Origin of the sequence: Alteraurantiacibacter lauratis (assembly GCF_037154155.1) — a bacterium.
GTDB lineage: Bacteria > Pseudomonadota > Alphaproteobacteria > Sphingomonadales > Sphingomonadaceae > Alteraurantiacibacter > Alteraurantiacibacter lauratis.
On the sequence record NZ_JBANRN010000002.1, the window covers coordinates 271,130 to 295,634 of the forward strand.

Genomic DNA, 24,505 nt, shown 5'->3' on the forward strand with positions numbered 1-24,505 from the left:
CTGCCTCAGATCTTCCAGCCCGAATGGATCGCCACCAGCCCGCCCATGATCGGCTCCACCCGCGTATTGGCAAAGCCGGCGGCGCGTATCATCGCCTCGAACTCGCCCATGGGGGGGAAGCGGCGGATCGATTCGATCAGATAGCGGTAGCTGTCTTCGTCCTGCGCGATGGCCTTGCCGATTTGCGGCACAATCTTGTGCGAATAGAAGTCGTAAGCCTCCTTCGCGCCGGGCCACGTCATGGTGGAGAATTCGAGGCAGAAAAACCGCCCGCCATATTTCAGCACGCGGTGCGCCTCGGCCAGCGCCTTGTCGATATGCGTCACGTTCCGGATACCGAAAGCGATCGTATAGGCATCGAACTGCCTGTCCATGTAATCGAGGCTTTCCGCGTTCTGGCATGACCAGACCAGATCGGTGATGCCGCGTTTCGTCGCCCGCTCCAGCCCGACATCGAGCATGGCCTGATTGATATCGGCCACCACCACTTCGGCACCCGCATCGGCCAGACGAAAGGCAATGTCGCCCGTGCCGCCCGCCATGTCGAGGATCGCCTCGCCCGGCTGCGGCTTCACCCGCCGCACGAAGCGATCTTTCCACAAACGGTGCAGGCCGGCGGACATCGCATCGTTCATGATGTCATACTTGGCGGCGACATTGGCAAAGACCTTGCCCACGCGGGCGGCCTTTTCCGTGGCGGGAATGTCTTCGTAACCGAAGGAGACAGTGTCGTTCATGGCAAGGAGCCTTAGGGGCAATTGCTGCGCGATCAAAGGGTGATAAAGGGCTGGCATCACTCGAATGCCGCCCAACAGGGACATGCCATGCCCGAATTGCCCGAAGTCGAAACCACCGTGCGCGGCCTTGCGCGCTTTCTGGACGGGCAGCGCATTGAACGCGTACAGGTGAACCGGCCCGACCTGCGCTTTCCCTTTCCCGATGGTCTGGGACAGGCCTTGACCGGCGCGGTGGTCACCGGCCTGTCGCGCCGCGCGAAATACGGGCTGATCCACATGGATCGCGGCGCCACCTTCATCTTCCATCTGGGGATGAGCGGGCGCTGGCGGATCGATCCTGTGACAGACGAAAAGCACGATCATTTGCTGATCGAAACCGCCGCGCACCGCTTTGCGCTCAACGATGCGCGGCGCTTTGGCTATGTCGATCTGGTCGATACCGCCGCGCTCGACGGCTGGCCGGCCTTTGCCGCCATGGGGCCCGAACCGCTGGGCGATGGCCTCACCGCCGAGCACCTTGCCCGCGCGCTGGCGGGGCGCAAGCAGGCGATCAAGCTGCTGCTGCTCGATCAGCGCGTGGTGGCCGGGCTGGGCAATATCTATGTGTGCGAGGCGCTGTTCCGCGCCGGGATCTCGCCGCTGAAAGCAGGCGGCGCGGTCAGCCGCGCGAGCCTGTCCCGGCTGGTCCCCGCGATCCGCGAGGTGTTGCTGCAATCGATTGCCGATGGCGGCTCCACCTTGCGCGATTACGCGCGGCCCGATGGGCAACTCGGTTATTTCGCCACGCGCTTTGCCGTCTATGGGCGCGAAGGTGAACCGTGCCAGAGTGGCGATGGCGGCACCATCCGGCGAATCGTGCAGGGCGGGCGCAGCACATGGTATTGCGCGGTGTGCCAGCATTAGGGCAGCGCCAATGCCCCAAACGAGTTGACGATTCGCCCCCCCGCCGCTAAGGCGCGCGCTTTCCGGGCGGGGAACCGCTCGAACCCGTATTCATTCAGACACGACAGCGGCCGCGTCTTGCGGCCCGACACAAGGACGAACATGGCCAATACGCCGCAAGCCAAGAAGCGCATCCGCCGCAACGAAAAGCGCGCCGAAATCAACGGTGCGCGCATCAGCCGCATCCGCACTTTCGTGAAGAAGGTGGAAGCGGCCTGCTCCGCCGGTGACAAGGCTGCCGCTGCCGAAGCGTTCAAGGCCGCCCAGCCTGAAATGGCACGCGGCGTAGCCAAGGGCGTGCTGCACAAGAACACGGTGGCCCGCAAGCTGAGCCGCCTGTCCAAGCGAATCGCCGCGCTGTAATTCCGCTGCCGATTCGCCCGCTGGACATCGTCCCGCCTGGAACGGATTGGGAACAGGAAACGCAAGGGGCCGGGGCTGTTGCCGCCGGCCCTTTTCGCATCCGCAGCAGGCGGCGCCTTCGCAGTGCAGCAAGTCTAGGTATTCTCACGATTCGCAAGACTGTCACAAAACTTTTCCGCTGAATCAGTTACTTGAACGGACGCCTGCGGGTTTGCTTCGAGTCAACTCCCTATATTTAGCTTTTTTTACACCACGCCCCTTGCCCCTTTTCGCGGCTGCTTCATAACGGGGTTTCGGCCGGACGCATTCGCTCTGGCCTTCTACAATTGAGACTTTGGATCGATGGACTGATGCGCCCGTGCGGCGTTTCGGGACGGGGAAGTTGTGTCTGCGCGCAAGTGGCAAATCGGGCGCTGGCGCAGACGGTTCGAACAGGCAGTGGGGACGTTGCACGGGCGTGCATCGCAGGGAAATTCGGGGGCTTGAAGGCAGCTATGATTCGCAGGGGACCGCAAACCGGAACTTCGCTTCCCGTGGGGGGACCGAACCCGCGCGCGGCCGGCACGTGCGCCGGCACACAGCTTGGTGGACCCACCGCCGATTCGGACGCGCAAGCGCGCCAGCAGACAGCAGCCTATCCAACACAGCGTGACGGGACAGCATTGAAGATGGAAGAACAGGAAGCGTTGGATCTGGCGGCAGACTGGGCCGATATCAGCCAGGGGCTGAGAAAGGATCTGGGCCACCAACTGTTCACGCAATGGATCAGGCCGATTCAGCTCGGCTCGTTCAACAAGGCGACCGGCACGCTGGAACTGTTCCTGCCCACCGATTTTTCGGCCAATTGGGTGAACGACCGTTTTCACGACCGGCTTTCGCTGGCGTGGAAGATCGCGCGCAGCGAAGTCCGCCATGTCGCCATCAAGGTGCATCCCGGCCGCCGCAAGATCGCCGATATCGACCTGCGCGGCGAAGACGGCTTCGGCCATCGCGCGGCCAATGATGCCACGCTGGCGATGGAATCGATTGGCGATGACGGCTTCACCTCCTCGGTGGGCCTCGACCCCACGCTGACCTTTGCCGCCTTTGTCACCGGCACCACCAATGTGCTGGCCAAGAACGCGGCCGAACGCATGGCCAAGGCGGAAAAGCCGCAATTCTCGCCGCTCTACCTCAAAGCCGCGACCGGCCAGGGCAAGACGCATCTGCTGCACGCGATCGGCCACGATTACCTCGCCGCGCATCCGCGCGCGCGCATCTTCTATTGCAGCGCCGAACGCTTCATGGTCGAGTTCGTGCAGGCGTTGAAATCGAACGAGATGATGGAGTTCAAGTCGCGCCTGCGCGGGTTCGACCTGCTGCTGGTGGACGATATCCAGTTCATCATCGGCAAGGCGAGCGCGCAGGAAGAACTGCTCTACACGATCGATGCGCTGCTGGCCGAAGGCAAGCGGCTGGTCTTTGCCGCCGACCGCGCGCCGCAGGCGCTCGACGGGGTGGAGCCGCGCCTGCTGTCGCGCCTGTCGATGGGGCTGGTGGCCGATATCCAGCCTGCCGATATTGAACTGCGCCGCCAGATCCTCGAATCGAAACTGACGCGCTTTGCCCCGCTCGAAGTGCCGGGCGATGTGATCGAGTTTCTGGCGCGCACGATCAACCGCAATGTGCGCGAACTGGTGGGCGGCCTCAACAAGCTGGTCGCCTATGCCCAGTTGACGGGGCAGGAAGTCAGCCTGCAACTGGCCGAAGAACAGCTGACCGATATCCTCTCGGCCAATCGCCGCCGCATCACGATTGACGAGATTCAGCGCACGGTGTGCCATTTCTACCGCATCGACCGCGCGGAAATGTCGTCCAAGCGGCGCGCGCGTGCGGTGGTGCGCCCGCGGCAGGTGGCGATGTATCTGGCCAAGGTGCTGACCCCGCGCAGCTATCCCGAAATCGGGCGCAAGTTTGGCGGGCGCGATCATTCGACCGTGATTCACGCGGTGCGTCTGATCGAGGATCTGCGCAAGCGCGATGCCGATATGGACGGCGATGTGCGCAGCCTGCTGCGCCAGCTGGAAAGCTGATCGGCGCTTTGCCGCCCCCGGTTCGGGCAGAGTTCATTCGCAGTTCAGTGCGTCTGTGGTGCAATCCGCCTTCTCAGCAGACTCGAAAGAGCGGAGATATTGGGGATGAGGAATAACGCGCTTTTCGCAGGGATGGCCGCCTTGGCACTGGCGGTTCCGGCTGCAGCACAGCAACCGGCCAACGGCGAATTGCCTGTGGCCGAGGGAAAGCGGGCCACCGAGCAGGCCCGGACGGCGCAGGGCAATAACCGTGGCTATGTCGTAGGCAAGGGAGGCGTTGCGCGCCTTTCTGCCGATAATGGCGAGCAGCCCGGATCAACGGAGATGGGCGATGCGGCACCTGCCGAATCGTTTGAGCCAGCGACGCCTCCTCCTCCACCCGCGGCGCGCGCGATCGGGGTGAACGAGCCGGGCGTGAACCGCGCTGCCGCGCCAGATGTGCCGATCGGGGTCAACGAACCGGGTGTGAACCGGGCGTCGCGCCCGCAGTAAACAACCCGCGCGCGGCTATCGACAGCGCGTCCACAGCCTGCCAACAGGCTTTGCATGAACTTGCCCACCGACCGCCCGCTTTCGCCCGAAAGGCTGGAACGCTTCGCGCGCCATATCGTGCTGCCTGAGGTGGGAGGCGCAGGGCAGGCGGCGCTGGCGGGATCGCATCTGCTGCTGCTGGGTCTGGGCGGCATTGGCGCGCCCGCGCTGCAATATCTGGCTGCTGCGGGAATCGGCAGGCTGACGCTGGTGGACGATGATGCGGTCGATGCCAGCAATCTGCAACGCCAGACGATCTATACCGAACGCGATATCGGCCACGGCAAGTCGGTGGTCGCGCGGCAATGGGTGGCCGGATTCGACCGCACGCTGGACGTGACGATCAGCGATGCGCGCATCACGCCCGCCAGCGCGCCGGCCATGCTGGAGGGTGTCGATCTGGCGCTGGATGGCACCGACAATTTCGCCACGCGGCTGGCGGTTTCCGATGCCTGCGTGGCGGCGGGGGTTCCGCTGCTGTCGGCCGCGGTCGGCCGCTTTCAGGGGCAGGTCGGTGCCTTTGCGGGGCATTTGCCGGAAAGCCCCTGCTACCGCTGCTATGTCGGCGATGCCTTCGATGCGGAGGATTGCGATACCTGCGCCGAAGACGGGATGCTGGGCGCGATGGCGGGCTGGACCGCGACTTTTGCCGCGCTTCAGGCGATCCGGGTGCTGCTGGCGGTTAAGGGCGATGCGCCGATGGGCGATGCGCAATGGGGGTACTTGCACCTGCTCGACGGGCTGAAGCCGGGTATGCGCAGCCTGCGCATCGCCAAGGATCCCGCCTGCCGCGCCTGCGGGCCGCGCGGCTGAGCGCAGCGGTTGACCCGCTAATTTGTCGGAGTAATACTGCCTCCTGCCTGAAAACATGGGAGGATTCGATGCTGTTTGCCAAGGCCCTGCGCCGCACTGGAATGGCGATCTTGCCGCTGGCGCTGGCCCTGTCCGCCCCTCCCGTGGCGGCACAGGATGACGCGATGACCGCCATTGCCATCCCCGATCAACCCACAGCAATCCCGCTTGGCACCGGCACTCTGCCCGGCGCGACCGCTGGGGAAAGCTGGCACATGCAATATGGCAGCCGCTTTGCCCGCAATGTGGTGGAGGCAACGCTCACCCCCTTCCTGCCTGATCCCGCCAAGGCCAGCGGCGCGGCGGTGATCGTAGCTCCCGGCGGGGGCTTCCGCACGCTGTCGATGGACAATGAAGGGTGGGACGTGGCCCGCGCGCTGGCCGAGCGCGGCGTGGCGGCCTTCGTGCTCAAATACCGCCTGAACCAGACGCCTGCCGAGCTGGAGGTGTTCGCCAATTGGCGGCCCGAACCGCGCCCTGCCTCCGCAACCCCGCCTTCGCCAGAGGAAGCCTGGGCGCAGATGGTCGCCAATATGGCCCCGCAATTGGCCGATTCGCAGGCGGCCTTTGCGCTTGTCCGCGCGCGCGCGGCGGAATGGGGCGTGGACCCTGACCGGATCGGCATGATCGGCTTTTCCGCAGGGGCGCGTCTGGCGATGTCCACGCAGGAAGCCGTGGCGGACGCGCGGCCCGCCTTCCTCGGCAATATCTATGGGCCGATGAACGCGCAGAACGTGTCAGCCGATGCGCCGCCTTTGTTCATTGCGCTGGCGGTGGACGATCCGCTGTTCCCCAATACCGGGTTTGGCCTGGTCGAAAGCTGGCGCGATGCCGGTCGGCCGGTGGAATTCCACTATTACGAACAGGGCGGCCACGGCTTCGGCATGTACGACAAGACCACGACCAGCACCGGCTGGTTCGAGGCCTTTACCGCATGGCTGCGGATGCACGGCTTTATCGCCCGCGAGGGCTGAGACAGCGCAGCACCTTTCGGCAGACGGTCAATCCTGTCGAAAGGCCTCTACCGCGCCTTCGGGAGAGGCTGTGCCCACCACGATGGCGATGGTGCCATCCGGGCCGATTTCCACCCGGTATTGCTGCAAGCCCGCCTGCTGTGCCGCGCCTATCGCGCGCCGCACATCGGCCTGCCGCCACGCCCGTTTGCGAATCGGGGCAGCCCCGGCGATGTCTGTGATGTTCGGCATAAGCTCGAAACCCGGCACCTGGCCAAGCTTCACGCCGTCCTGCCATTCACGCAGGAACTGTGCCCTTATGGCAAAGGGATGATCCCCCTGCCGCGCCACAGCATTTCCATCGGCGCGCCTGTCGACCAATGTCCGAATTGCCCCCTCCCCGATTAAATGGGCCCGCTGCTTTTGCTGCGCGGTGCTCTCATTTGCTTCCCTATGTGTCGGAATGTGCCGTTAGCTTTCTAACGGTGCAAGGGGGAATTGTGACTTGTTGAGACAAATTACGACATTTGCCCGGTTGCGGCGGGGAAAGGGGCAAGCAAGAGCTAAAGTTTGAATTTACTGGAAACCGGTTCCCCTCTTGGTGTCTATCCGCAACCCGGCCGCGCCACCGCACACCACAGATGCGCTGCGTCTGCTGGCCGAATTGCGCGATGCCTTGCCCGGCGGACGCCGCGACCGGATTACCGATCTGCTGGAGCGGTTGGAACGCCTTGCGCCGCCGATGGGGCCGCAATGGCTGGCGCTAGCCCGCATCGCCGCCAATTGCGCCGAAGTCGCCATGGCGCGGCGGCTGATGGCGCTCTTCCTTGAGCAGGCGGGCCGCAATCCGGCCAATCTGTACCAGACCGCGCAATTGCTCGCTGAAATGGATCTGTGGGGAGAGGCGCTCGACATCATGCGCGCCCTTCCGCCGGGCCAGCCCGATCGCGCCGCCGCAGCGCATAGCCGCGGCACGGCAGAGCTGTATTGCGGCGATCCGCAAGTGGCGCGCACGCTGTTGGAAGAAGCCGTGCGCCTGCGCCCCCATTCCGCCGCCAGCTGGCTGTCGCTGGCTACGCTCGTCAATTTTGGCGAGGAGGATGCGCTCGCCGGCAGGCTGTCGATGGCGAGTGCGCAATTTGCCGGCGCGTCCGATCTGGCGGGCGCGCTGTTCGCGCAGGCGATTGGCAAGATGCACGCCGACCGTGGGGAGCACGACCGCGCCTTTGCCTTTTTCGCGCACAGCGCCGATCTGGCGCGGCGCAGCCAGCCTTATGATGCGGCGCAGGACGCGCGTGAGGCGGCAGAAAGCCTTTCGGGATATGATGCGGCAAAGCTGGCCGCGCTGGCCGAGCAGCAGACCGAGGCCACCGACCGCACGTTGTTCGTTACCGGCCTGCCGCGCAGCGGCACCACGCTGGCCGCGCATATCCTGACCAGCCACAGCCAGGTCGCGGGTGCGGGTGAGATCAACCGGATGAGCCTGTTGGTGCAGGATTTGGGCGGCGCATCGTGCGATGCGGTGGAAGGCGGCCTGCGCAGCCAAGCCGCGCCTGCCCTTGCCCGGCTGTGGCACCGCTGGCTGGACGAACGCTTTGCCCCGCAAGTGCGCGCGGTCGACAAGACCATTGGAGCAAGCCGCATACTGGGCGTTATCGCCGCACTGCTGCCGCAGGCGCCGCTCGTGTGGATGGTGCGCGACCCGCTTGATTGCGCGTGGTCATGCCTGCGCAACTGGTTCAACGGTGATTTCCGCTGGCGTTTCCGGCAACAGGACATGGCGCACCATTTCCGGTTGGAGGATGATCTGCGCGCCCGTTGGCAGGATATTCTGGGCGAACGGCTGCTGGTGCTGCGTTACGAGGATCTGGCACGCGATCCGGCTGCCACCATCCCGCGCCTGCTGGCGCATTGCGGGCTGGCCGATGAACCCGCCGCACATGCGCCGCATCTCAACACCAAGGCCGTGACCACATCCAGCGTAATGCAGGTGCGCCGCCCGATCAGCCCTATCGGCGTGGGGGCGGCGGCACCTTATCGCACGCATATGGAGCCGTTTCTGGCCGCCTATCACGGCTGAGCCAGCAGTTCCTCCACCAAGGCGGGCACCAGATCGCTCGCCCGGCCCAGCCGTGTCTCATCGAAAAAGCGGCTGCCCAGGCTCTTTTCCAGATTGAGTTCGAGCGTCCGGGCGCCGCTGCGTGCCGCCTCCTGCACAAAACCCGCCGCCGGATAGACCGCGCCGCTGGTGCCGATGGACACGAACAGATCGGCTGCGGCAATGGCGCGGTAGATCCGTTCCATCTGGTAAGGCATTTCGCCAAACCACACGATGTCGGGACGCAAGGCCGCCATGCCGCAGGCGGGGCATGGCGGACGGTTGCGCAACGTCCCTTGCCAAGCGTGGCGCGCATCGCAGGCGGTGCACCACGCCGATAACGCTTGCCCATGCATATGCAGCACGCGCGCAGCGCCGCCTCTTTCGTGCAGATCGTCAATATTCTGCGTAACGATCAGCAGGTCGCCGCGCCTCCAAGCGCTGTCCAGCCGGCCCAGCGCCAGATGCGCGGCATTGGGATTGGCGGCGATCACCTGCGCCCGCCGTTCGTCGTAGAACCGCTGCACCAGATCGGGATCGCGGGCGAAGCCTTCCGGCGTTGCGACCTCTTCCACCGGGTGATCTTCCCATAAACCGTCCTCGGCGCGGAATGTGCGCAGGCCGCTTTCCGCGCTTATCCCCGCGCCGGTCAGGATCACGATGTTGCGGATATTGTCCATTGCCACCATGAAGCAGGACGAAAGGGATTTTTCAAATGGCACGCATCGGAATTATCGGCAGCCAGGGGCGCATGGGGCAGGCGCTGCGCGACGCGATTGCAGCGGCAGGGCATGATCTAGCCGGCGGGGTGGACCGGGGCGAGGATGTGGCGCGGCTGGCCGATGGCAGCGATGTGCTGGTGGACTTTTCCGCGCCGCCCGCGCTGGAAGGCAATCTGCACGCCGCGATTGGCGCCGGCATCCCGATCCTGATCGGCACCACCGGGCTGGAAGCTGCTCACCACGCCGCCATCGACAACGCTGCGCGCGCGGTGCCGGTGTTGCAAACGGGCAATACCTCGCTGGGTGTCACGCTGCTCGCCCATCTGGTGCAGGAAGCCGCCGCGCGGCTGGCCCCGGATTGGGATATCGAGATCGTGGAAATGCATCACCGCATGAAAGTGGACGCGCCCAGCGGCACCGCCATCCTGCTGGGCGAAGCGGCGGCGAAGGGGCGCGGGATCGATCTGGCGACGCATACGGAAAGCGGCCGCCACGGCCATACCGGCGCGCGCAGCCCCGGCGCGATCGGTTTTGCCGCATTGCGCGGGGGCACGGTGGCGGGCGAACACAGCGTGATTCTGGCAGGCGATCAGGAACGCATCACCCTTTCGCACAGCGCCGAAAACCGCATGATCTTCGCCCACGGCGCGGTGAAGGGCGCAGCATGGCTGATTGGCAAGACGCCCGGCCGCTACACGATGGCCGAGGTGCTGGGATTGTAAGCGCGCGCGATGACCAAAGCCGAAATCTTCGAATTCTTCCGCCGTCTGGCCGAGGACGATCCCGCGCCGCAGACCGAGCTGGAATATGGCAATTGTTACCAATTGCTCGTCGCGGTCACCCTGTCGGCTCAGGCGACCGATGTGGGGGTTAACAAGGCCACGCGCGCCTTGTTCGCGCGGGTGAAAACGCCGCAGGATATGCTCGATCTGGGCGAGGAAGGCCTTCGCGAGCACATCAAGACCATCGGCCTGTTCAATTCCAAGGCGAAGAACCTGATGGTAATGGCGCGCCTGCTGGTGGAACGGTTCGGCGGCGAGGTGCCTTCGACCCGTGAGGAGCTGGTGAGCCTGCCCGGCGTGGGCCGCAAGACCGCCAATGTCTTGCTCAATTGCTGGTTTGGCGAAGAAACCTTTGCGGTCGACACGCATATTTTCCGCGTGGGCAACCGCACGGGCCTGGCGAAAGGCAAGACGCCCGACCAGGTCGAGGCGAAGCTGGAAAAGCGCGTGCCGCAGCCATTTCGCCTCCACGCGCATCACTGGCTGATCCTGCATGGCCGCTATGTCTGCAAGGCGCGGACGCCCGAATGCTGGCGCTGCAAGCTGGCCGATCTGTGCCGTTTCAGGCCCAAGACGCCTGCACCCGAACCGCGCGGGACAAAGGCTGGGCTACGCTGACTCCGTCTTTTCCGGCATAGGAGGATATGGACATGACTGCGCGCATTGCCACTGTATCGCTGGCTTGTCTGGCTACTGTGCTGCTGGGTGCCTGCGCCAGGGGCGAGGCCGATCAGCGTGATGTGATCCGCGCCCCGCAAGCACAGGTGTTGGGCGAGCCCGTCAGCTGCGTCTCGCTCGACCGGATCGAACGCACCCAGGTGCATGACGATTACACGATCGATTTCCATATGCGGAACAACACGATCTACCGCAACACTCTGCCCGCGCGCTGCGGGTCGCTGGGGTTTGAACGGCGTTTTGCCTATCAGGTGTCGACCGGGCAATTGTGCCGGCAGGACATGATCCGCGTCATCACCGGCAGCGGGATCGACGGGGTGACCTGCGGGCTCGGCCCGTTTGTGCCGGTGGAGCTGGTGCCCCAGCCGCGCTGATCAGATGTCATCCGCGCTGATCATCTCGGCGCGGTCGATCTCGCCCGTCATGGTCGCCACCGCCACCGTCACGGCGCTGTCCCCCGTCACATTGGTGGCGGTGCGCATCATGTCCATGATCCGGTCGACGCCCGCGACAAAGGCGATGGTTTCCAGCGGCACGCCCACTGCGCCGAACACCAGAGCCATCATGATAAGGCCCGTGCCCGGAATACCCGCCGCGCCGACCGATCCCACCGTCGCCAGCACCGATATCAGCAGATAGTCGGCAAAGCTGAGGTCGACCCCGAAGATCTGTGCGCCGAATATGGTGGCAAGGCCCAGATACATCGCGGTGCCATCCATGTTGATCGTGGCGCCCAACGAAATGACGAAGCTCGATGTCGGGCGGCTAACGCCCAGATTGCGCTGGGCGCAGCGCAGCGTCACCGGCAGCGCGGCATTGGAGGAAGCCGTGGAATAGGCCACCGCCACCGCGTCCACGATCCCGCGAAAAAAGGCGGTAACGGGCAGCTTGGCCAGCCCGCGCACGATCGCGGTATACATCAGGCCGATAATCAACAGGCACCCCAGGTAATTGAGCAGCACCAGCTGACCCAGCGCCGACAGCGCATCCAGCCCCAGAGTGCCCGCCACCCACGCCATCAGCGCGAACACGCCAAACGGCGTCAGTTCCATCACGATGCCGGTGACTTTCTGCATCACAACTGCGCCGCTATCAAACAGGCGGGCAAGCGGCGCCCCGTCTTCCTTGGCCATTACGATGCCGATGCCCACCAGCAGGGCGAACACGATCAGCGGCAGCACTTGCCCGTCGGCCATTACCGCCACCGGATTGTCCGGAATGATGGATAGCACCATGTCCACCGCACTGGTGGTGGCGGGTTCGGGCGCCGGGCCGGGATTGAGCGCGGTGGTATCCAGCCCGCTACCCGGCGCGAACAGCGTGCCCAGCCCCAGCCCCAGCCACACCGCGATCTGCCCCGTCACCACGAACAGCAGCATGGCGCGCCAGCCGACCGCGCCCAGTTTGCGAAGGTCGCCGATGGACGCCACGCCTGCGACCAGAGACAGGAACACCAGCGGCACCACCAGCATCCGGATGGCGCGGACGAAGGCATCGCCGATCCATTTGATGCTTTCGGCTTCCGGCCCCCAGATGAAGCCGGTGGCAATCCCCAGCACCAATGCCGCGATCACGCGCTTCCACAAGGGGGTGGCAAACCACAGTCGCAGCATGGCAATTCCTCCAGCTAGGGGCCGTTTGCGCCAGCCTAACAGAGGCGGGCCAATTGTGTCATGCGCGCTCTGTCGTAGATCAGCCCGCCAGCGCGGCCAGCGCGATCCGCCGGTAAATGCGCGCCAATACGCCAAGATCCTCGACCGCCACCGCCTCGTCGCGCTTGTGCATGGTTGCGTTGCAGAGGCCGAATTCGATCACCGGGGCAATGCTCTTGAGGAACCGGGCATCGGATGTGCCACCGCTGGTCGAAGGCTCCGGGCGGATACCCGTTTCCGCCTCCACCGCATCGGCGATCAGCGCGGAGAAGTCGCCTGGCGGGGTGAGGAAGGGTTCGCCCGATATGACCGGGCGAGCCAACGCGCCGTGGCGTGCGGCAATCTCCTCCAGCCGGGCAACCAGCCCTGCACCCGAATGCAAATCGTTGAACCGGATGGAGATACGCCCCGTGGCACGCGCGGGGATGACATTGGTGGCCTTGTTGCCAACCGCAATATCAGTGATTTCCAGATTGCTCGGCTGGAACCATTCGGTGCCTTCGTCCAGCTCCATCGCGTCCAGATCGGCCAGCAGGCTGACAAGGCGCGGCAAGGGATTGTCGGCCAGATGCGGATAGGCGACATGCCCTTCGCGCCCCTCCACCACGAACCAGCAATTGAGCGATCCGCGCCGGCCGATCTTCATCATGTCGCCCAGGCGGTGCACGCTCGTCGGCTCGCCCACCAGGATAAGATCGGGCGTCTCGCCCAATTCGGCCATCCGCTCCATCAGCGCGCGCGTGCCGAACTGCGCCACGCCTTCCTCGTCCCCGGTGATGATCAGGCTGATCGTGCCTGCCTCGGCCGGAATGTCCGCCACGGCGGCAACCATGCAACCGATCGCGCCCTTCATGTCCACCGCGCCCCGGCCATAGAGCAGGTTGCCGCGCACTTCGGGGGCAAAGGCGTCCGCCGTCCACCCCTCGCCCGGCGGCACTACGTCGAGGTGCCCGGCAAAGGCGAAATGGCGCGCCCCCGCAGGGCCATGGCGCACGGCAAACAGGTTTTCGACCGGCCCCGCGCCGCTCGCCTCCTCGCCCGCGCCTTCGATGAAGCGGTGCACGGCAAAACCGAGCGGGGTGAGCATCGCTTCAAGGCAATCGAACACGCTGCCGGTGGCAGGCGTCACGCTTTCGCATGCTATCAGCCGCTTTGTCAGGTCAACCGGATCGGCCATCAGTCCGCGCTCACCTCATACTGGGCGATGTGCCATTCTTCGGCCAGCGCACCGTTCACCCATTCCTGCATCCACGGATGTTCCCAGATCGCCTCCATATAGGCCTGCGCAAATCCGGGCACGCCAATGCCATAGGTGATGAAGCGGCTGACCACGGGGGCGTAGAAAATGTCGGCTGCGCAGAAGGTGCCGAACAGGAACGGCCCGCCCTTGCCGAACCGCGCCCGCGCCTCGGCCCACAGGCTAAGGATGCGCACGATATTGGCGCGCGTCTCGTCGTTCAACTCGATTTCGATTCGGCGGCGGATGTTCATCGGGCACTGGCGGCGCAGCGGCAGATAGGAGGAATGCATTTCCGCCACCATAGAACGCGCCATGGCGCGGGCGGCATCGTCCTTGGGCCAGAACCGGTCGCGCCCGACCTTGTCGGCCAAATATTCGAGGATGGCGAGGCTGTCCCACACCACCACATCACCGTCCCACAGCACCGGAACCTTGCCGGCAGATGGCTGGAATTCGCCCTGCGCGCGCTTCATCGCCTGCCAGTCATCCCCGTCAATATGGACGGTAAGTTCTTCAAAATGCAGGCCCGATTGCTTCGCGGCCAGCCAGCCGCGCAGGCTCCAGCTCGAATAGGTCTTGTTGCCGATGATCAGCTTCATGCGGGGTTCCCGGTGCCGACGGGTGAATGGGAGGGCAGGCCTAGCCGTTCACCCATTCCCTGTCGAGCCTGAACGACGAAGGTTAAGCTTGGGCAAAGGTTAACCGGTCACTCCACTCAGGAGCCCACTTAAGGGGTTTGTTTACCATCCGATGCCTAGAAAAGCGCACATCCGGCTACGCGAACCGGCAATAAGGGTAAACGCAAGGCACACCATGACCCCCGGCAGGGATCGCAACAGCGCCTCGGAGCGGATCCGCCATGCCTCGTGGGCAGGGATCATTGCGCTTGTGCTGGCGATGTCGACCCTGCTTATGCCCTTGGATCAGCTCAACTGGATCATGCAGGCGCGCGTGGCGCAATTCGATGCATCGGGCGAGATTGCCTTTGTCGGATCGCCAGACGATCTGGGCGATCCGGCCTATCCGAACCGGCGCACCGAACTTGCCAGCCTGCTCGACCGTCTGCGCGAGGCTGGGGTGGATCGGGTATATGTTTCCACGCAGTTCGACGCACCATCGTCCCCAGCGGCCGACCGTCGCTTGAACGAGGCGCTGCGCGCCTACGAAGGGCGGGCCTATCTGGTTGAATTGATGGTGAGCGGGATCGACGGGGAACGAGGACTGGTTCCGCCTATTCCTGCAATCGGAGCGCAAATACCAAGGGTTGCAGCAGATCGCTGGCGCAACTTTCTCGGCTATTCCTGGGATATGCCCTACGCCGTTGAAAGCAACGGCTACAAACTTCCCAGCATGGCAGCATCGATTGCTGGCATTGATCGTCGCACTGGCGAATTCCGCATCAACTACGGGTTTCGGCGCTCATCGATACCCACTTATCGCTTCTCGGATTTGGCACAAAATGTTGGCCCTTTGGGTTCTCGACGCGAAATCCCCGAATTATTGACCGGGAAGGTTGTAGTAATTGGGAATTCCGATCCGAACGACCGGCATGCTTTCAATATCCCAGGGGATGTGGATGTTCCCGGCGCCTATTCCGACATCTACGCCGCCGAAACGCTGAAGGCAGGCTTCACGCAGACCACCGAAAGCCAATTTGTGGCGCTGGTCGTGCTGGTGTTGCTGCTGCTCGTCTCGCAATTCCAGCAGGCACGGCTGCGCTATGCCGCCTATGCCATGCTGGCTCTGTCCTTGCCTGTGGCGCTTTACGTCGCCGCGACGATGGGCGTGATGATGAGCATTGTGGGCAGCATTGTGCTGCTCGCGCTGTTCGGCGTGATGCGTATCCGCGCCAAATGGCGGCGCAATTACCGCATGGTCGATTCCGATACCGGCCTGCCCACCTTCGCAGCTCTCGAAAACGACGCGGATGTTGCGATAACCGTTCCCGCGATCATCGTGGCACGCATTCACAGGTTCGAGGAGGTCCGCAAGACCTTGCCCGCCGATCTTCACGCCGAATATGTCCTGCGCGTCGTCACACGTTTGAAAGCGGCGAAAAAAGACGCGGTCATCTATCTGGGGCCAGGCCATTCGATTGCCTGGACTTTCCCGGAAAAGGAACCGGCACTTATTCGCGAACACCTTGAAGGCCTGAGGGCCCTGTTTGCGTCTCCGCTGCAGGTGGGCAACAATCAGGTTGATGTCGGCATAACCTTTGGCGTCGACATTACCCCCAGCCCTGCCGTCAGCCGCCGGCTTGCCGCCGCGGTGGAAGCCGCAGAGCGCACGACCGAAACCTATGAACCGGTGGTGATCGCCGAACTGGCGAGCGACGAAGATCTGATCTGGAGCATTTCGCTTCAGGCGCGCATCGATGCGGCATTGGCGAATGGCGAAATCTATACGATTTTCCAGCCCAAGGTGCTGGTGCAGACCGGCGAACTGGTCGGGATCGAGGCGCTGGTGCGCTGGCGCGATCCGGTCAAGGGGCTGATCCCGCCCGATCACTTCATCCGCCAGTGCGAGAATGCCGGCCGGATGAGCCATCTGACCCGCCATGTGCTGACGGAGGCCTGCCATGCCGGCAACCGGCTTGCCCGGCAAGGAAGCGCACTGCCCGTGGCGGTGAATATTTCCGCTACTTTGGTGCACGAACGCGACATTGTGCGCATGGTGAGCGAGGCGCTGACGGAAACCGGCTTTGATCCGCAATTGCTGACCCTGGAAATCACCGAGACCTATCGCATCTCGAATCACGAGCGTGCCGCCGAAATCCTTGGTGAATTGCGCGCGCTTGGCGCGAAGATTTCGATGGACGATTTCGGCGTGGGCGCCGCCAGCCTCGAAGCGCTGCTGCGTTTGCCCTTTACCGAAATCAAGGTGGACCGGCTGTTCACGTCCGCGATCAAGGACGATCCCAAGGCCGCCGCCATCCTGCGCAGCGTGCTGGCTCTGGGCAAGGAAATGCGAATCATCGTCGTCGCCGAAGGGGTCGAGGACGAGGCCACGTTAACCCTTTTGCGCCAGATGGGATGCGTTGTGGCGCAGGGTTTTGGCATTTCGCGCCCGGTCACAATCGAGGAAATCAGCCATTTCCAGCACCTTGGCCCGGAAAATCGACGCAAGAACATGGTTTAAACTTTACAAACAAACTTGGTTAATGCATTGCTTGTCCGTCTAACCAAGGAGACGGGCAATGAGCCGTGGTTTTTGGGATTGGCTTCTGGGCGGTCGCTCTTAAGCCTTACGTTTTCGGGTCTTAGAAAAGGGCGCCCCTTTGGGCGCCCTTTTCTGTTTTGGACCCATTTGCCGGAGCGTGACCTGTTTTGCTGGCAGGCCGCAGACCTCAGCTGCGCACATCAGCCAATATCGCCGTGCGCAGCTCCGCAATTCCCATGCCCTTTTCGGCAGAGGTGATGTGCAGATGCGGATGCGCGGCAGAATGCTTGCGCGCTTCCTCGGCCACCTTCTGCGCCACGGCGGCAAGCTCACTCGCTTTCACCTTGTCCGCCTTGGTCAGCACCAGGCGATAGCCCACCGCCGCCTCGTCGAGCATCTTCATCATGTCGCGGTCGCTGTCTTTCAACCCGTGGCGGCTGTCGACCAGAACCAGAGCGCGTTTGAGCACCACGCGCCCGCGCAGGAAGGTGCGCACGAGGCTGCGCCAGCGTTCCACCACCTTCACCGGGGCCTTGGCAAAGCCGTAGCCGGGCATGTCCACCAGCCGAAACTGCGTCGGGTCGCCCACTTCGAAGAAGTTCAGCTCCTGCGTGCGGCCCGGCGTGACCGAGGCGCGCGCAATCGCCTTGCGCCCCGTCACCGCGTTGATGAGCGAGCTTTTGCCGACATTGGATCGTCCGGCAAACGCAACTTCGGGGAAATCGGCATCGGGCAGATATTGCAGCGAGGGCGCAGACAGCAGAAACTCCACACGCCCGGCAAACAGGCGGCGCGCCTCCTCTGTCAGATCCTCTTGAGGCAGATCCTCAGCCTGCGGTATCTCGCCCTCGCTCACAACCTCCGCCTCACGCCTTTTTGTCGCGTGCGGCAGCGCGTTCGCGGTCGGCAGCATCCTTCTCCGCCTGCGCTTTGAGCTGCGGATGCTTGGAATACAGATACTTCTGCTGCGCAAGCGTCAGGATGTTCGAGGTAATCCAGTAGAGCAGCAAGCCCGCGGCAAAGGGAGCCATCACAAACATCAAAACCCAGGGCATGATCATGAAGATCTGTTGCTGTACCGGATCGATCGCGGCCGGATTCAGCTTGAACTGCAGCCACATCGTCAGGCCCAGAATCACCGCAAGAATGCCGATGCCGAGGAAGCCCGGCGGATCGAACGGCAACAGCCCGAACAAGTTGAGGATCTTCGCCGGATCGGGCGCGGACAAATCCTTGATCCACAGGAAGAACGGCTCGTGCCGCATTTCGATCGCCAGCAGCAGCACCTTGTACAGCGCAAAGAAGATCGGGATCTGCAGGAAGATCGGCAGGCAGCCCGCCAGCGGATTGATCTTCTCGTCCTTGTAGAGCTTGGCCATCTGCTGTTGCAGCTGGGCCTTGTCGTCCTTGTAGCGTTCCTGCAGCGCCTTCATCTTGGGCTGCACCGCGCGCATCGCCGCCATGCTGGCGAACTGCTTTTGCGCAATTGGGAACATGATCACGCGGACGATGATCGTGAGGCAAATGATGGCGAGCCCGAAATTGCCCACCAGTTTGAACAGATGCGTCAGCAGCCACCACATCGGCCAGGCGATGAAGCGGAACCAGCCCCAGTCGATGGCGAGGCCAAAGCGCGCCACACCTGCGGCTTCATAGGCCCGCAGCACATTGCTTTCCTTGGCGCCCGCGAAAAGCCGGCTGGTGAAGGTGACCATCTGCCCTTCCGGAACAGTCACCGTATCATACAGCAGCACAGCAGCATAACGGTCGCGCCCGGCTTCGGCAAAGCTTGCCTGCGTCGCAAGGCCCGGCTGCGGGATCAGCGCGCTCATCCAGTAAATGTCGGTGAAGCCCACCCAGTCCGGCCGGCCCGGCAGATTCACCTGCCCGCCATTTTCGGTGACGTCCTTGTAGTCCCAATCGAAATTGACCGTGTTGTCGAGCGCCGCGATCGGGCCGGAATGGACGTTGAAGGTGCTGGGATCGGCGCCCACGCTGGTGCGGTTGATGATGCCGCGCGGACGCACCGCGATCGAACCGGTCGCGCGGTTGGTAAGCGTCTGCGTGACGGTGAGCATATAATGTTCGTCAATCGCAAAGGTCAGGCCGAAGACCTGCCCCTGCCCGTTATCCCAGCTGAGCGAAACCGGCGTTTCCTGCGTCAGCCGTTCGCCGCTGGTCACCGTCCACTGCGTCTGCGCATCGGGAACGGCCACGCCCTGGCCCACCCAGTCGAAACGGGCGAAATGCTGCGCCTGTGTGCCGTGCGGCGCGAACAGGCGCACCGGGCCGCTGTCACGCGCCACGGTCTGCCGGTGGGTTTTGAGAACGATATCGTCCACCCGTGCGCCGATCGGGTTGATCGAACCGCCGATTTCGGGCGCGTCGATCGGAATGCGCCCTGGACTGGCCAGCGCGGAATCGAGATCGCGCACCAGATCGGCCTCTGCCAACGGCGCATCAGCGGGGATCTGGCCTCCGGTCGCGGTCTGCGCGGCCGGCACCGGTGCTTCGACCTGAGGCGGGAAAAAGCGGGTCATCACCAGATCCCATCCCAGGATCAGGGCAAGGCTCAGCACCACGGCGAGGATGATGTTACGCTGGTTCTGCAAGGTCTTTTTTTCCGTCCGGTAGTGATCCGCCCGCGCCTTATGGCACAGGGTCGTAGCCATGCCCCCCCCAGGGGTGGCAGCGCAATAGACGCTTAACCGCCAGCCATCCACCCCTGATTGCACCATGCTTTTGCAGCGCTTCGATCGCATACTGGCTGCAACTGGGCTGGTAACGGCAGGTGGGCGGCAGGATGCGGCTGGGGCCAAGTTGCCAGAAGCGCGCGATGAGGATGAGAAGTTGCTTCACCGGCGCACCTTGCGGAAGCTGCGCGCCTTGTCGCCCTTGCCCGCGGCCGCATCGGCCAGCGCATGATGCAGTTCCAGCCGCAGGCGGGCAAAATCGCGCTCCACCCCGCCTTCGCGGCCGATCAGCACATGATCGTGATCGGGCAGCCCTTCGCTGGGCAGCGCCGCGCGCAGCAATTCGCGAAACCGCCGCTTCATCCGGTTGCGCACAACGGCATTGCCGATCTTCTTGGTCACGGTAATGCCAAAGCGGATGCCACGCCCGTCATTCGGGCGGGTCAGCAACACGAAGCCGGGCCGCGCATTGCGCAAGCCGCGATTGGCGGCAAGGAAATCGCTCCGCTTGGTGAGGACGCTGACAGTCACGACGCCACGGATACTAAAGAAGACGCAGGATACAAAAGAAAACGGGCCGCGCGCAGGCAGCCCGTTTGCATAATTCGCCAATGGCACCTCAACTTGCCCGCCCGCGAGGCGAGCGGAAGGCGAATTAGGCGCAGAGCGTCTTGCGGCCGCGGCGGCGACGGGCGCGCAGCACCTTGCGGCCACCGGGGGTCGCCTTGCGGGCGAAAAAGCCGTGACGGCGAGCACGCACGAGGTTGCTCGGCTGGAAAGTGCGCTTCATGGGTCGGTTCCCTCAAATTCAAAACAAATCGGGCCGCCAGCACGGGCGGCCATCACAGACGGGCGCGATTAGTTGAGTGCCATCTCCAAGTCAAGCCGCACAGGCTCGACCAGCGGGACATCGGCATAGGCGAGGCGCGGCGTCTCTGCCACCGCTGGCGCAGGCATTCCCATCCATTCGCGCATTTCTGCCCCGTCGAGCCACAAGGCGGTTTCGAACGGCACCGAATTGGTCATGGCGTAAAACCGCGCCGCATCGTCCGCTGCCATCCCCATCTCGCGGTAATAGGCAAGGTATTTCTGGTGTTCGGGCGAATCGGGCGCGTAGTCCCACGCACCCATGCCGCGATCATCGAGCCAGGCATGGACGGCAAACTCCGCCCCGTCGGCAATCTGCCGCGTGGCGCCTGCCAGGAACAGTTCGACCGCGCCGGAACGGACAGAGCCACCTTCGGGCACCACGGCGGCAAGTCCGGCTTCGCGGATCATCAGGCCGAGCGCCAGATTCGCCCGGTCGTCATGCGTGCCGGGACATTCGATGAATTCCAGCACGGCGATGCCGGGAAAGGCCTCCAGCATGGCAGCGAACTGCGCGGGGCTGCGCTCGTCCGTAATGTCGACCAGCGCGGCGCGGCCATTATCCAGCACGCGAAACGGGCCGAATGCGGCAATTGCTGACTGTTCCACCTGCGCCAGTTGCGGCGACACAAAGCGGGACGCGGCGACATCCACCCACTGTTCCACAACCTCCTCATACACATATGTCTGCGCCACTGCGGGAGCGGACATACCCAGCCCGAAGGCGGCCAGAAGAAGGACGAGACGGCGCATCTGATCCGAAGTGCGCCCACGCCCCTTCGCAAGCGTAAACAAATCCGGTTTCCGCCGGATTCACCATGCCTTGCGCTCGACACGGGCGATGACCGCGTTATCAGACAACCAGTTGCAGGAGTTTTGCCCTTGGTCGCGCTTGTCAGGACGGTTGCCTATCTCGGCCTCGATGCGCGCGCGGTGGAGGTGCAATGCCAGGTCGCCGCCGGGATGCCGCGCTTTGCCATTGTCGGCCTGCCCGACAAGGCGGTGGGCGAAAGCCGTGAACGCGTGCAGGCGGCGCTCGCCGCGATGGGGCTGGCGCTGCCGCCCAAGCGGATCACCATCAACCTCTCCCCCGCCGACCTGCCCAAGGAAGGCAGCCATTACGACCTGCCGATCGCGCTGGCGCTGCTCGCCGCAATGGGCGTGGCCGATGCCGAACAGCTCACCGATTTTCTGGCCGTGGGCGAACTGGCGCTCGATGGGCGCATCGTTGCCTCGCCCGGTGTTCTGCTCGCCGCCATGCACGCAGCCGAACAGGAACTGGGCCTCATCTGCCCCGCCGCGCAAGGGGCAGAGGCACGCTGGGCGAGCGGGGTGCCGGTGCTCGCCGCACCCGATCTGGTCAGCCTGCTGGGCCATCTGAAAGGCACGTCGCGCCTGCCCGATCCTGCACCGGGCGAAGTGGAGGAGCCGGGCTTTGGCCCCGATCTCAAACAGGTAAAGGGGCAGGAGACCGCCAAGCGCGCATTGGAAATTGCGGCAGCGGGCGGGCACAATCTGCTGATGGTCGGGCCGCCGGGCGCGGGCAAGAGCCTGCTCGCCAGTTGCCTTCCCGGCATCCTCCCCCCGCTTAGCCCGGCAGAGGCGCTGGAAGTGAGCATGGTGGCAAGCGTTGCCGGAACGCTGGAAGGCGGGAAGATCAGCCGCACCCGCCCGTTCCGCGCCCCGCACCATTCGGCCAGCATGGCGGCGCTAACCGGCGGGGGCCTGCGCGTGCGGCCCGGCGAGGTGAGTCTCGCTCATCTGGGCGTGCTGTTCCTCGACGAATTGCCCGAATTCCAGCGCGCCGTTCTCGATTCGCTGCGCCAGCCGCTGGAGACGGGCCGCGTGGATGTGGCGCGGGCCAATGCGCATGTCTCCTTCCCTGCGCGGGTGCAGATGGTCGCGGCGATGAATCCGTGCCGCTGCGGCCATCTGGGCGATGCGGCATTGGCGTGCAGCCGCGCCCCCAAATGCGCCGCCGATTACCAGATGCGTGTATCCGGCCCGATGCTCGACCGGATCGATCTGCATGTCGAAGTCGATCCGGTGTCCGCCGCCGATCTCGCTTTGCCGCCGCCGACAGAAGGCAGCGCAGAGGTTGCGGCGCGGGTGGCACAAGCGCGTGCGCGGCAGACCGCGCGCGGCGTGCGTTCCAACGCCGAGCTGGAAGGCGAGACGCTTGAAGCCCATGCCACGCCGGACGAAGCAGGTCGGGCGCTGCTGATGCAGGCGAGCGCAGCGATGCGGCTGTCCGCCCGTTCCTATACCCGCATGCTGCGCGTGGCGCGCACGATTGCCGATCTGGCGGGAAGCGAGGCGGTGACGCGCATCCATGTGGCCGAGGCGCTCAGTTACCGCAGGCAGGCGCCGCGTGCCTGACGATCCGCACCTTCCGCGCCCACCTGACAGGGCCTCCGTCTCGGTGCCGCGCGCAGGGCGGCGGCTCGCTCTGCCGCGCCGCCTCCACGCACCGGGGCTGGTGCTGCTGGCGCTGATCTGGGCCGCGTGGCTGTGGCATCTGCCGCAGGGCGGCGACATGCGCGAATGGGGCATTTCGGCGCAGGCTCTGGCGCAAGGGCGCTGGGACACGCTGCTGCTGCACATGTTTGCCCACGCCAATATCCTGCATATCGGGATGAACAGCGCGGTGCTGGCGGGCTTTGCCCCCTTGCTCGTGCTGACCATGGGCGGGCGCCAAGTGGTGACAGGCGGGCCATTGATGGGCGCGGCTTTGCGCTTTTACGCCTTCTATCTTCTTTCGGGCCTTGCGGGCGCGCTGCTGTATGTGGGCATCAATCCCGGCGGCACGATCCCGGCGGTGGGCGCATCAGGCGCGATTTCGGGGATGATCGGCTTCATGTCCCGGCTGGATGGGAACGGTTCGCTCTTGCCCGTCACCAGTCGGGCATTGGCGCGCCGCATCTGGGATTTCGTGAAGGCGAACCTGATCCTGATCGCGATTTTCGCCATCCCCTTTTTCCTCGGCGGCACGGGGATGCTGATTGCGTGGGAGGGGCATCTGGGCGGCTTCCTGTTCGGCCTGCTGTGCGCCGGCTTCTTCCTTCCACCTCGCAATGGCTGAGCGCTTGATCCGCCTCGCCCGCGCGGAGGACGCGGACGCGCTGTGGACCATTCTGGAGCCGGTGGTGCGCGAGGGGCGGACTTATCCGGTCGATCCCACGGCTTCGCGCGCCGATGTGCTTGCCTATTGGTTCGCGCCGGGCAAGACAGTGTTCGTGGCAGAGTTGGATGGCTGCGTGGCAGGCACCTATTACCTCAAGGCCAACTCCACCGGCCCCGCTGATCATGTCGCCAATGCGGGGTATATGGTGCATCCCGCTGCGCGCGGGAAAGGACTGGCGCGGGCCATGGCCTTGGACAGCTTTGCGCGGGCGAAAGCGATGGGCTTTACCGCGATGCAGTTCAACCTGGTGGTCGCCACCAACCATGCTGCGGTTCATCTGTGGCAGGATGTGGGTATGCAGGTGGTGGGCCGCCTGCCCCACGCCTTCCGCCTGCCCGATGGCGAAATGGCCGATGCACTGGTGATGTATCGCTTGCTGTAAAAGCTGCTAAAGGGCGCCGCCATGTTGCCGCTGTTCCTTCTTGCGCTGGCGTTGGCCGCCGATGCCTTCGCCGTTTCGATCGCGCGCGGCGCGGCGGGGCCGCACAGCATTGCGCGCGCGCTGGAAACGGGCCTCGCCTTTGGGGCGGCGCAGGGGATCATGCCGCTGCTCGGCTGGGCGCTGGGCGCGCTGTTCATGGCCTATATCGCCGCGGTCGATCACTGGATCGCCTTCGGGCTGCTTTCTTTCCTGGGCGTGCGGATGCTGTTTGCCGCCTTCAGCGAGGGCGACGACGATGCCGCGCCCGAAGTTGCCGAAGCGGGCCGCGGCAGCCATGTGGCCGTCCTGCTGATCGCGGCTTTTGCCACCAGTATCGATGCGGCGGCAGCGGGGCTAACACTCGATCTGTTCGGCCTGCCGGTGTGGTTTTCGTGCGCGGTGATCGCGGGCGTGACCGCGGCAGTCTGCGTGCCGGCTTACTGGTTCGCCTCGCGCATCGGGGGCAAGTTCGGCCATATGGCAGAGGGAGCAGGAGGCGTGGTGCTGGTCGGATTGGGAGCGAAAATCCTGTTCGAGCACATGGCCTGGGTGTAGGTCG

27 protein-coding genes are annotated in these 24,505 nt (G+C 64.3%); 15 read left to right on the top strand and 12 right to left on the bottom strand.

All coding sequences use genetic code 11. The features are described 5' to 3' along the window. Positions 1 to 5 precede the first annotated feature (5 nt). Complete coding sequence (locus tag WFP39_RS03590; RefSeq protein ID WP_336917764.1) at positions 6 to 737, bottom strand: class I SAM-dependent methyltransferase; 732 nt, start codon at positions 735 to 737, stop codon at positions 6 to 8. Positions 738 to 824: 87 nt separating this feature from the next. Between WFP39_RS03590 and mutM the strand changes: the two genes are divergently transcribed. The 6 genes from mutM (at position 825) to WFP39_RS03620 (ending at position 6,471) form a co-directional block, all read left to right on the top strand. Then, positions 825 to 1,640, top strand: coding sequence for a bifunctional DNA-formamidopyrimidine glycosylase/DNA-(apurinic or apyrimidinic site) lyase (gene mutM, locus WFP39_RS03595; protein WP_336917765.1), 816 nt, complete (start codon positions 825 to 827; stop codon positions 1,638 to 1,640). 141 nt (positions 1,641 to 1,781) lie between these two features. Continuing rightward, complete coding sequence (rpsT, locus tag WFP39_RS03600; RefSeq protein WP_336917766.1) at positions 1,782 to 2,042, top strand: 30S ribosomal protein S20; 261 nt, start codon at positions 1,782 to 1,784, stop codon at positions 2,040 to 2,042. A 668-nt stretch (positions 2,043 to 2,710) separates the two neighbouring features. Beyond that, complete coding sequence (gene dnaA / locus WFP39_RS03605) at positions 2,711 to 4,114, top strand: chromosomal replication initiator protein DnaA (protein ID WP_336917767.1); 1,404 nt, start codon at positions 2,711 to 2,713, stop codon at positions 4,112 to 4,114. A 141-nt stretch (positions 4,115 to 4,255) separates the two neighbouring features. Next, entirely contained in the window at positions 4,256 to 4,606 is a 351-nt protein-coding gene (locus WFP39_RS03610) for a hypothetical protein (RefSeq protein ID WP_336917768.1), read from the top strand. Between the two features lie 54 nt (positions 4,607 to 4,660). Further along, positions 4,661 to 5,458: a HesA/MoeB/ThiF family protein gene (locus WFP39_RS03615; RefSeq protein ID WP_336917769.1), complete on the top strand. Its 798-nt coding sequence runs from the start codon at positions 4,661 to 4,663 to the stop codon at positions 5,456 to 5,458. Between the two features lie 101 nt (positions 5,459 to 5,559). Further along, the gene (locus WFP39_RS03620; RefSeq protein ID WP_377923244.1) at positions 5,560 to 6,471 is read left to right on the top strand and encodes an alpha/beta hydrolase; all 912 of its coding nucleotides are present in this window, start codon (positions 5,560 to 5,562) and stop codon (positions 6,469 to 6,471) included. Positions 6,472 to 6,498: 27 nt separating this feature from the next. Here WFP39_RS03620 and WFP39_RS03625 read toward each other — a convergent pair whose 3' ends face one another. Then, positions 6,499 to 6,831, bottom strand: coding sequence for a hypothetical protein (locus tag WFP39_RS03625; protein WP_336917771.1), 333 nt, complete (start codon positions 6,829 to 6,831; stop codon positions 6,499 to 6,501). Positions 6,832 to 7,051: 220 nt separating this feature from the next. Here WFP39_RS03625 and WFP39_RS03630 point away from each other — a divergent pair, with 220 nt between their 5' ends. Then, on the top strand, positions 7,052 to 8,530 hold the full coding sequence (locus WFP39_RS03630; protein WP_336917772.1) for a tetratricopeptide repeat-containing sulfotransferase family protein: 1,479 nt from the start codon (positions 7,052 to 7,054) through the stop codon (positions 8,528 to 8,530). Here the strand turns inward: WFP39_RS03630 and WFP39_RS03635 are convergent. After that, the gene (locus WFP39_RS03635) at positions 8,521 to 9,228 is read right to left on the bottom strand and encodes an NAD-dependent deacylase (protein WP_336917773.1); all 708 of its coding nucleotides are present in this window, start codon (positions 9,226 to 9,228) and stop codon (positions 8,521 to 8,523) included. The genes WFP39_RS03630 and WFP39_RS03635 overlap by 10 nt on opposite strands. 35 nt (positions 9,229 to 9,263) lie before the next feature. On the opposite strand from WFP39_RS03635, the gene dapB reads away from it, so the two are divergent. From dapB to WFP39_RS03650, 3 genes are read left to right on the top strand one after another with little or no spacing between them, the layout of a single operon-like run. Continuing rightward, a complete protein-coding gene (gene dapB / locus WFP39_RS03640) occupies positions 9,264 to 9,992 on the top strand; it encodes a 4-hydroxy-tetrahydrodipicolinate reductase (RefSeq protein WP_336917774.1) in 729 nt (242 codons plus the stop codon). A gap of 9 nt (positions 9,993 to 10,001) precedes the next feature. Continuing rightward, entirely contained in the window at positions 10,002 to 10,670 is a 669-nt protein-coding gene (gene nth, locus WFP39_RS03645; RefSeq protein ID WP_336917775.1) for an endonuclease III, read from the top strand. A gap of 32 nt (positions 10,671 to 10,702) precedes the next feature. Then, entirely contained in the window at positions 10,703 to 11,104 is a 402-nt protein-coding gene (locus tag WFP39_RS03650) for a hypothetical protein (RefSeq protein WP_336917776.1), read from the top strand. Here the strand turns inward: WFP39_RS03650 and WFP39_RS03655 are convergent, their stop codons facing one another. The 3 genes from WFP39_RS03655 to WFP39_RS03665 all read right to left on the bottom strand — a co-directional run bounded on the left by WFP39_RS03655 (position 11,105) and on the right by WFP39_RS03665 (position 14,221). Further along, positions 11,105 to 12,343, bottom strand: coding sequence for a dicarboxylate/amino acid:cation symporter (locus WFP39_RS03655; RefSeq protein ID WP_336917777.1), 1,239 nt, complete (start codon positions 12,341 to 12,343; stop codon positions 11,105 to 11,107). It abuts the gene before it with no gap. Positions 12,344 to 12,422: 79 nt separating this feature from the next. After that, positions 12,423 to 13,559 (bottom strand): succinyl-diaminopimelate desuccinylase, encoded by a 1,137-nt coding sequence (gene dapE, locus WFP39_RS03660; protein ID WP_336917778.1) that lies wholly within the window; start codon positions 13,557 to 13,559, stop codon positions 12,423 to 12,425. Next, positions 13,559 to 14,221, bottom strand: coding sequence for a glutathione S-transferase family protein (locus WFP39_RS03665; RefSeq protein WP_336917779.1), 663 nt, complete (start codon positions 14,219 to 14,221; stop codon positions 13,559 to 13,561). Before WFP39_RS03665 ends, dapE begins: the two co-directional genes overlap by 1 nt. 298 nt (positions 14,222 to 14,519) lie before the next feature. Here WFP39_RS03665 and WFP39_RS03670 point away from each other — a divergent pair, with 298 nt between their 5' ends. After that, positions 14,520 to 16,760: an EAL domain-containing protein gene (locus WFP39_RS03670; protein ID WP_336917780.1), complete on the top strand. Its 2,241-nt coding sequence runs from the start codon at positions 14,520 to 14,522 to the stop codon at positions 16,758 to 16,760. A gap of 208 nt (positions 16,761 to 16,968) precedes the next feature. Here the strand turns inward: WFP39_RS03670 and yihA are convergent, their stop codons facing one another. The 6 genes from yihA to WFP39_RS03700 form a co-directional block, all read right to left on the bottom strand. Further along, entirely contained in the window at positions 16,969 to 17,637 is a 669-nt protein-coding gene (gene yihA / locus WFP39_RS03675) for a ribosome biogenesis GTP-binding protein YihA/YsxC (RefSeq protein ID WP_377923240.1), read from the bottom strand. 10 nt (positions 17,638 to 17,647) lie between these two features. Next, entirely contained in the window at positions 17,648 to 19,453 is a 1,806-nt protein-coding gene (gene yidC / locus WFP39_RS03680; RefSeq protein WP_336917781.1) for a membrane protein insertase YidC, read from the bottom strand. Further along, a complete protein-coding gene (yidD, locus tag WFP39_RS03685; RefSeq protein WP_336917782.1) occupies positions 19,431 to 19,640 on the bottom strand; it encodes a membrane protein insertion efficiency factor YidD in 210 nt (69 codons plus the stop codon). The genes yidC and yidD overlap by 23 nt, the downstream gene beginning before the upstream one ends. Next, the gene (rnpA, locus tag WFP39_RS03690) at positions 19,637 to 20,005 is read right to left on the bottom strand and encodes a ribonuclease P protein component (protein ID WP_336917783.1); all 369 of its coding nucleotides are present in this window, start codon (positions 20,003 to 20,005) and stop codon (positions 19,637 to 19,639) included. Before rnpA ends, yidD begins: the two co-directional genes overlap by 4 nt. A 124-nt stretch (positions 20,006 to 20,129) precedes the next feature. Continuing rightward, on the bottom strand, positions 20,130 to 20,264 hold the full coding sequence (gene rpmH / locus WFP39_RS03695; RefSeq protein ID WP_130005632.1) for a 50S ribosomal protein L34: 135 nt from the start codon (positions 20,262 to 20,264) through the stop codon (positions 20,130 to 20,132). Positions 20,265 to 20,332: 68 nt separating this feature from the next. Next, complete coding sequence (locus WFP39_RS03700; protein WP_336917784.1) at positions 20,333 to 21,094, bottom strand: alpha/beta hydrolase; 762 nt, start codon at positions 21,092 to 21,094, stop codon at positions 20,333 to 20,335. 129 nt (positions 21,095 to 21,223) lie between these two features. Between WFP39_RS03700 and WFP39_RS03705 the strand changes: the two genes are divergently transcribed. The 4 genes from WFP39_RS03705 to WFP39_RS03720 are packed head-to-tail and all read left to right on the top strand — an operon-like array spanning position 21,224 to position 24,501. Next, on the top strand, positions 21,224 to 22,720 hold the full coding sequence (locus WFP39_RS03705) for a YifB family Mg chelatase-like AAA ATPase (RefSeq protein WP_336917785.1): 1,497 nt from the start codon (positions 21,224 to 21,226) through the stop codon (positions 22,718 to 22,720). Then, positions 22,713 to 23,423, top strand: a complete 711-nt coding sequence (locus WFP39_RS03710; protein ID WP_336917786.1) for a rhomboid family intramembrane serine protease — start codon at positions 22,713 to 22,715, stop codon at positions 23,421 to 23,423. Before WFP39_RS03705 ends, WFP39_RS03710 begins: the two co-directional genes overlap by 8 nt. Further along, entirely contained in the window at positions 23,416 to 23,907 is a 492-nt protein-coding gene (locus WFP39_RS03715; protein WP_336917787.1) for a GNAT family N-acetyltransferase, read from the top strand. The genes WFP39_RS03710 and WFP39_RS03715 overlap by 8 nt, the downstream gene beginning before the upstream one ends. Positions 23,908 to 23,928: 21 nt before the next feature. Further along, entirely contained in the window at positions 23,929 to 24,501 is a 573-nt protein-coding gene (locus tag WFP39_RS03720) for a manganese efflux pump MntP (RefSeq protein ID WP_336917788.1), read from the top strand. Positions 24,502 to 24,505 lie beyond the last annotated feature (4 nt).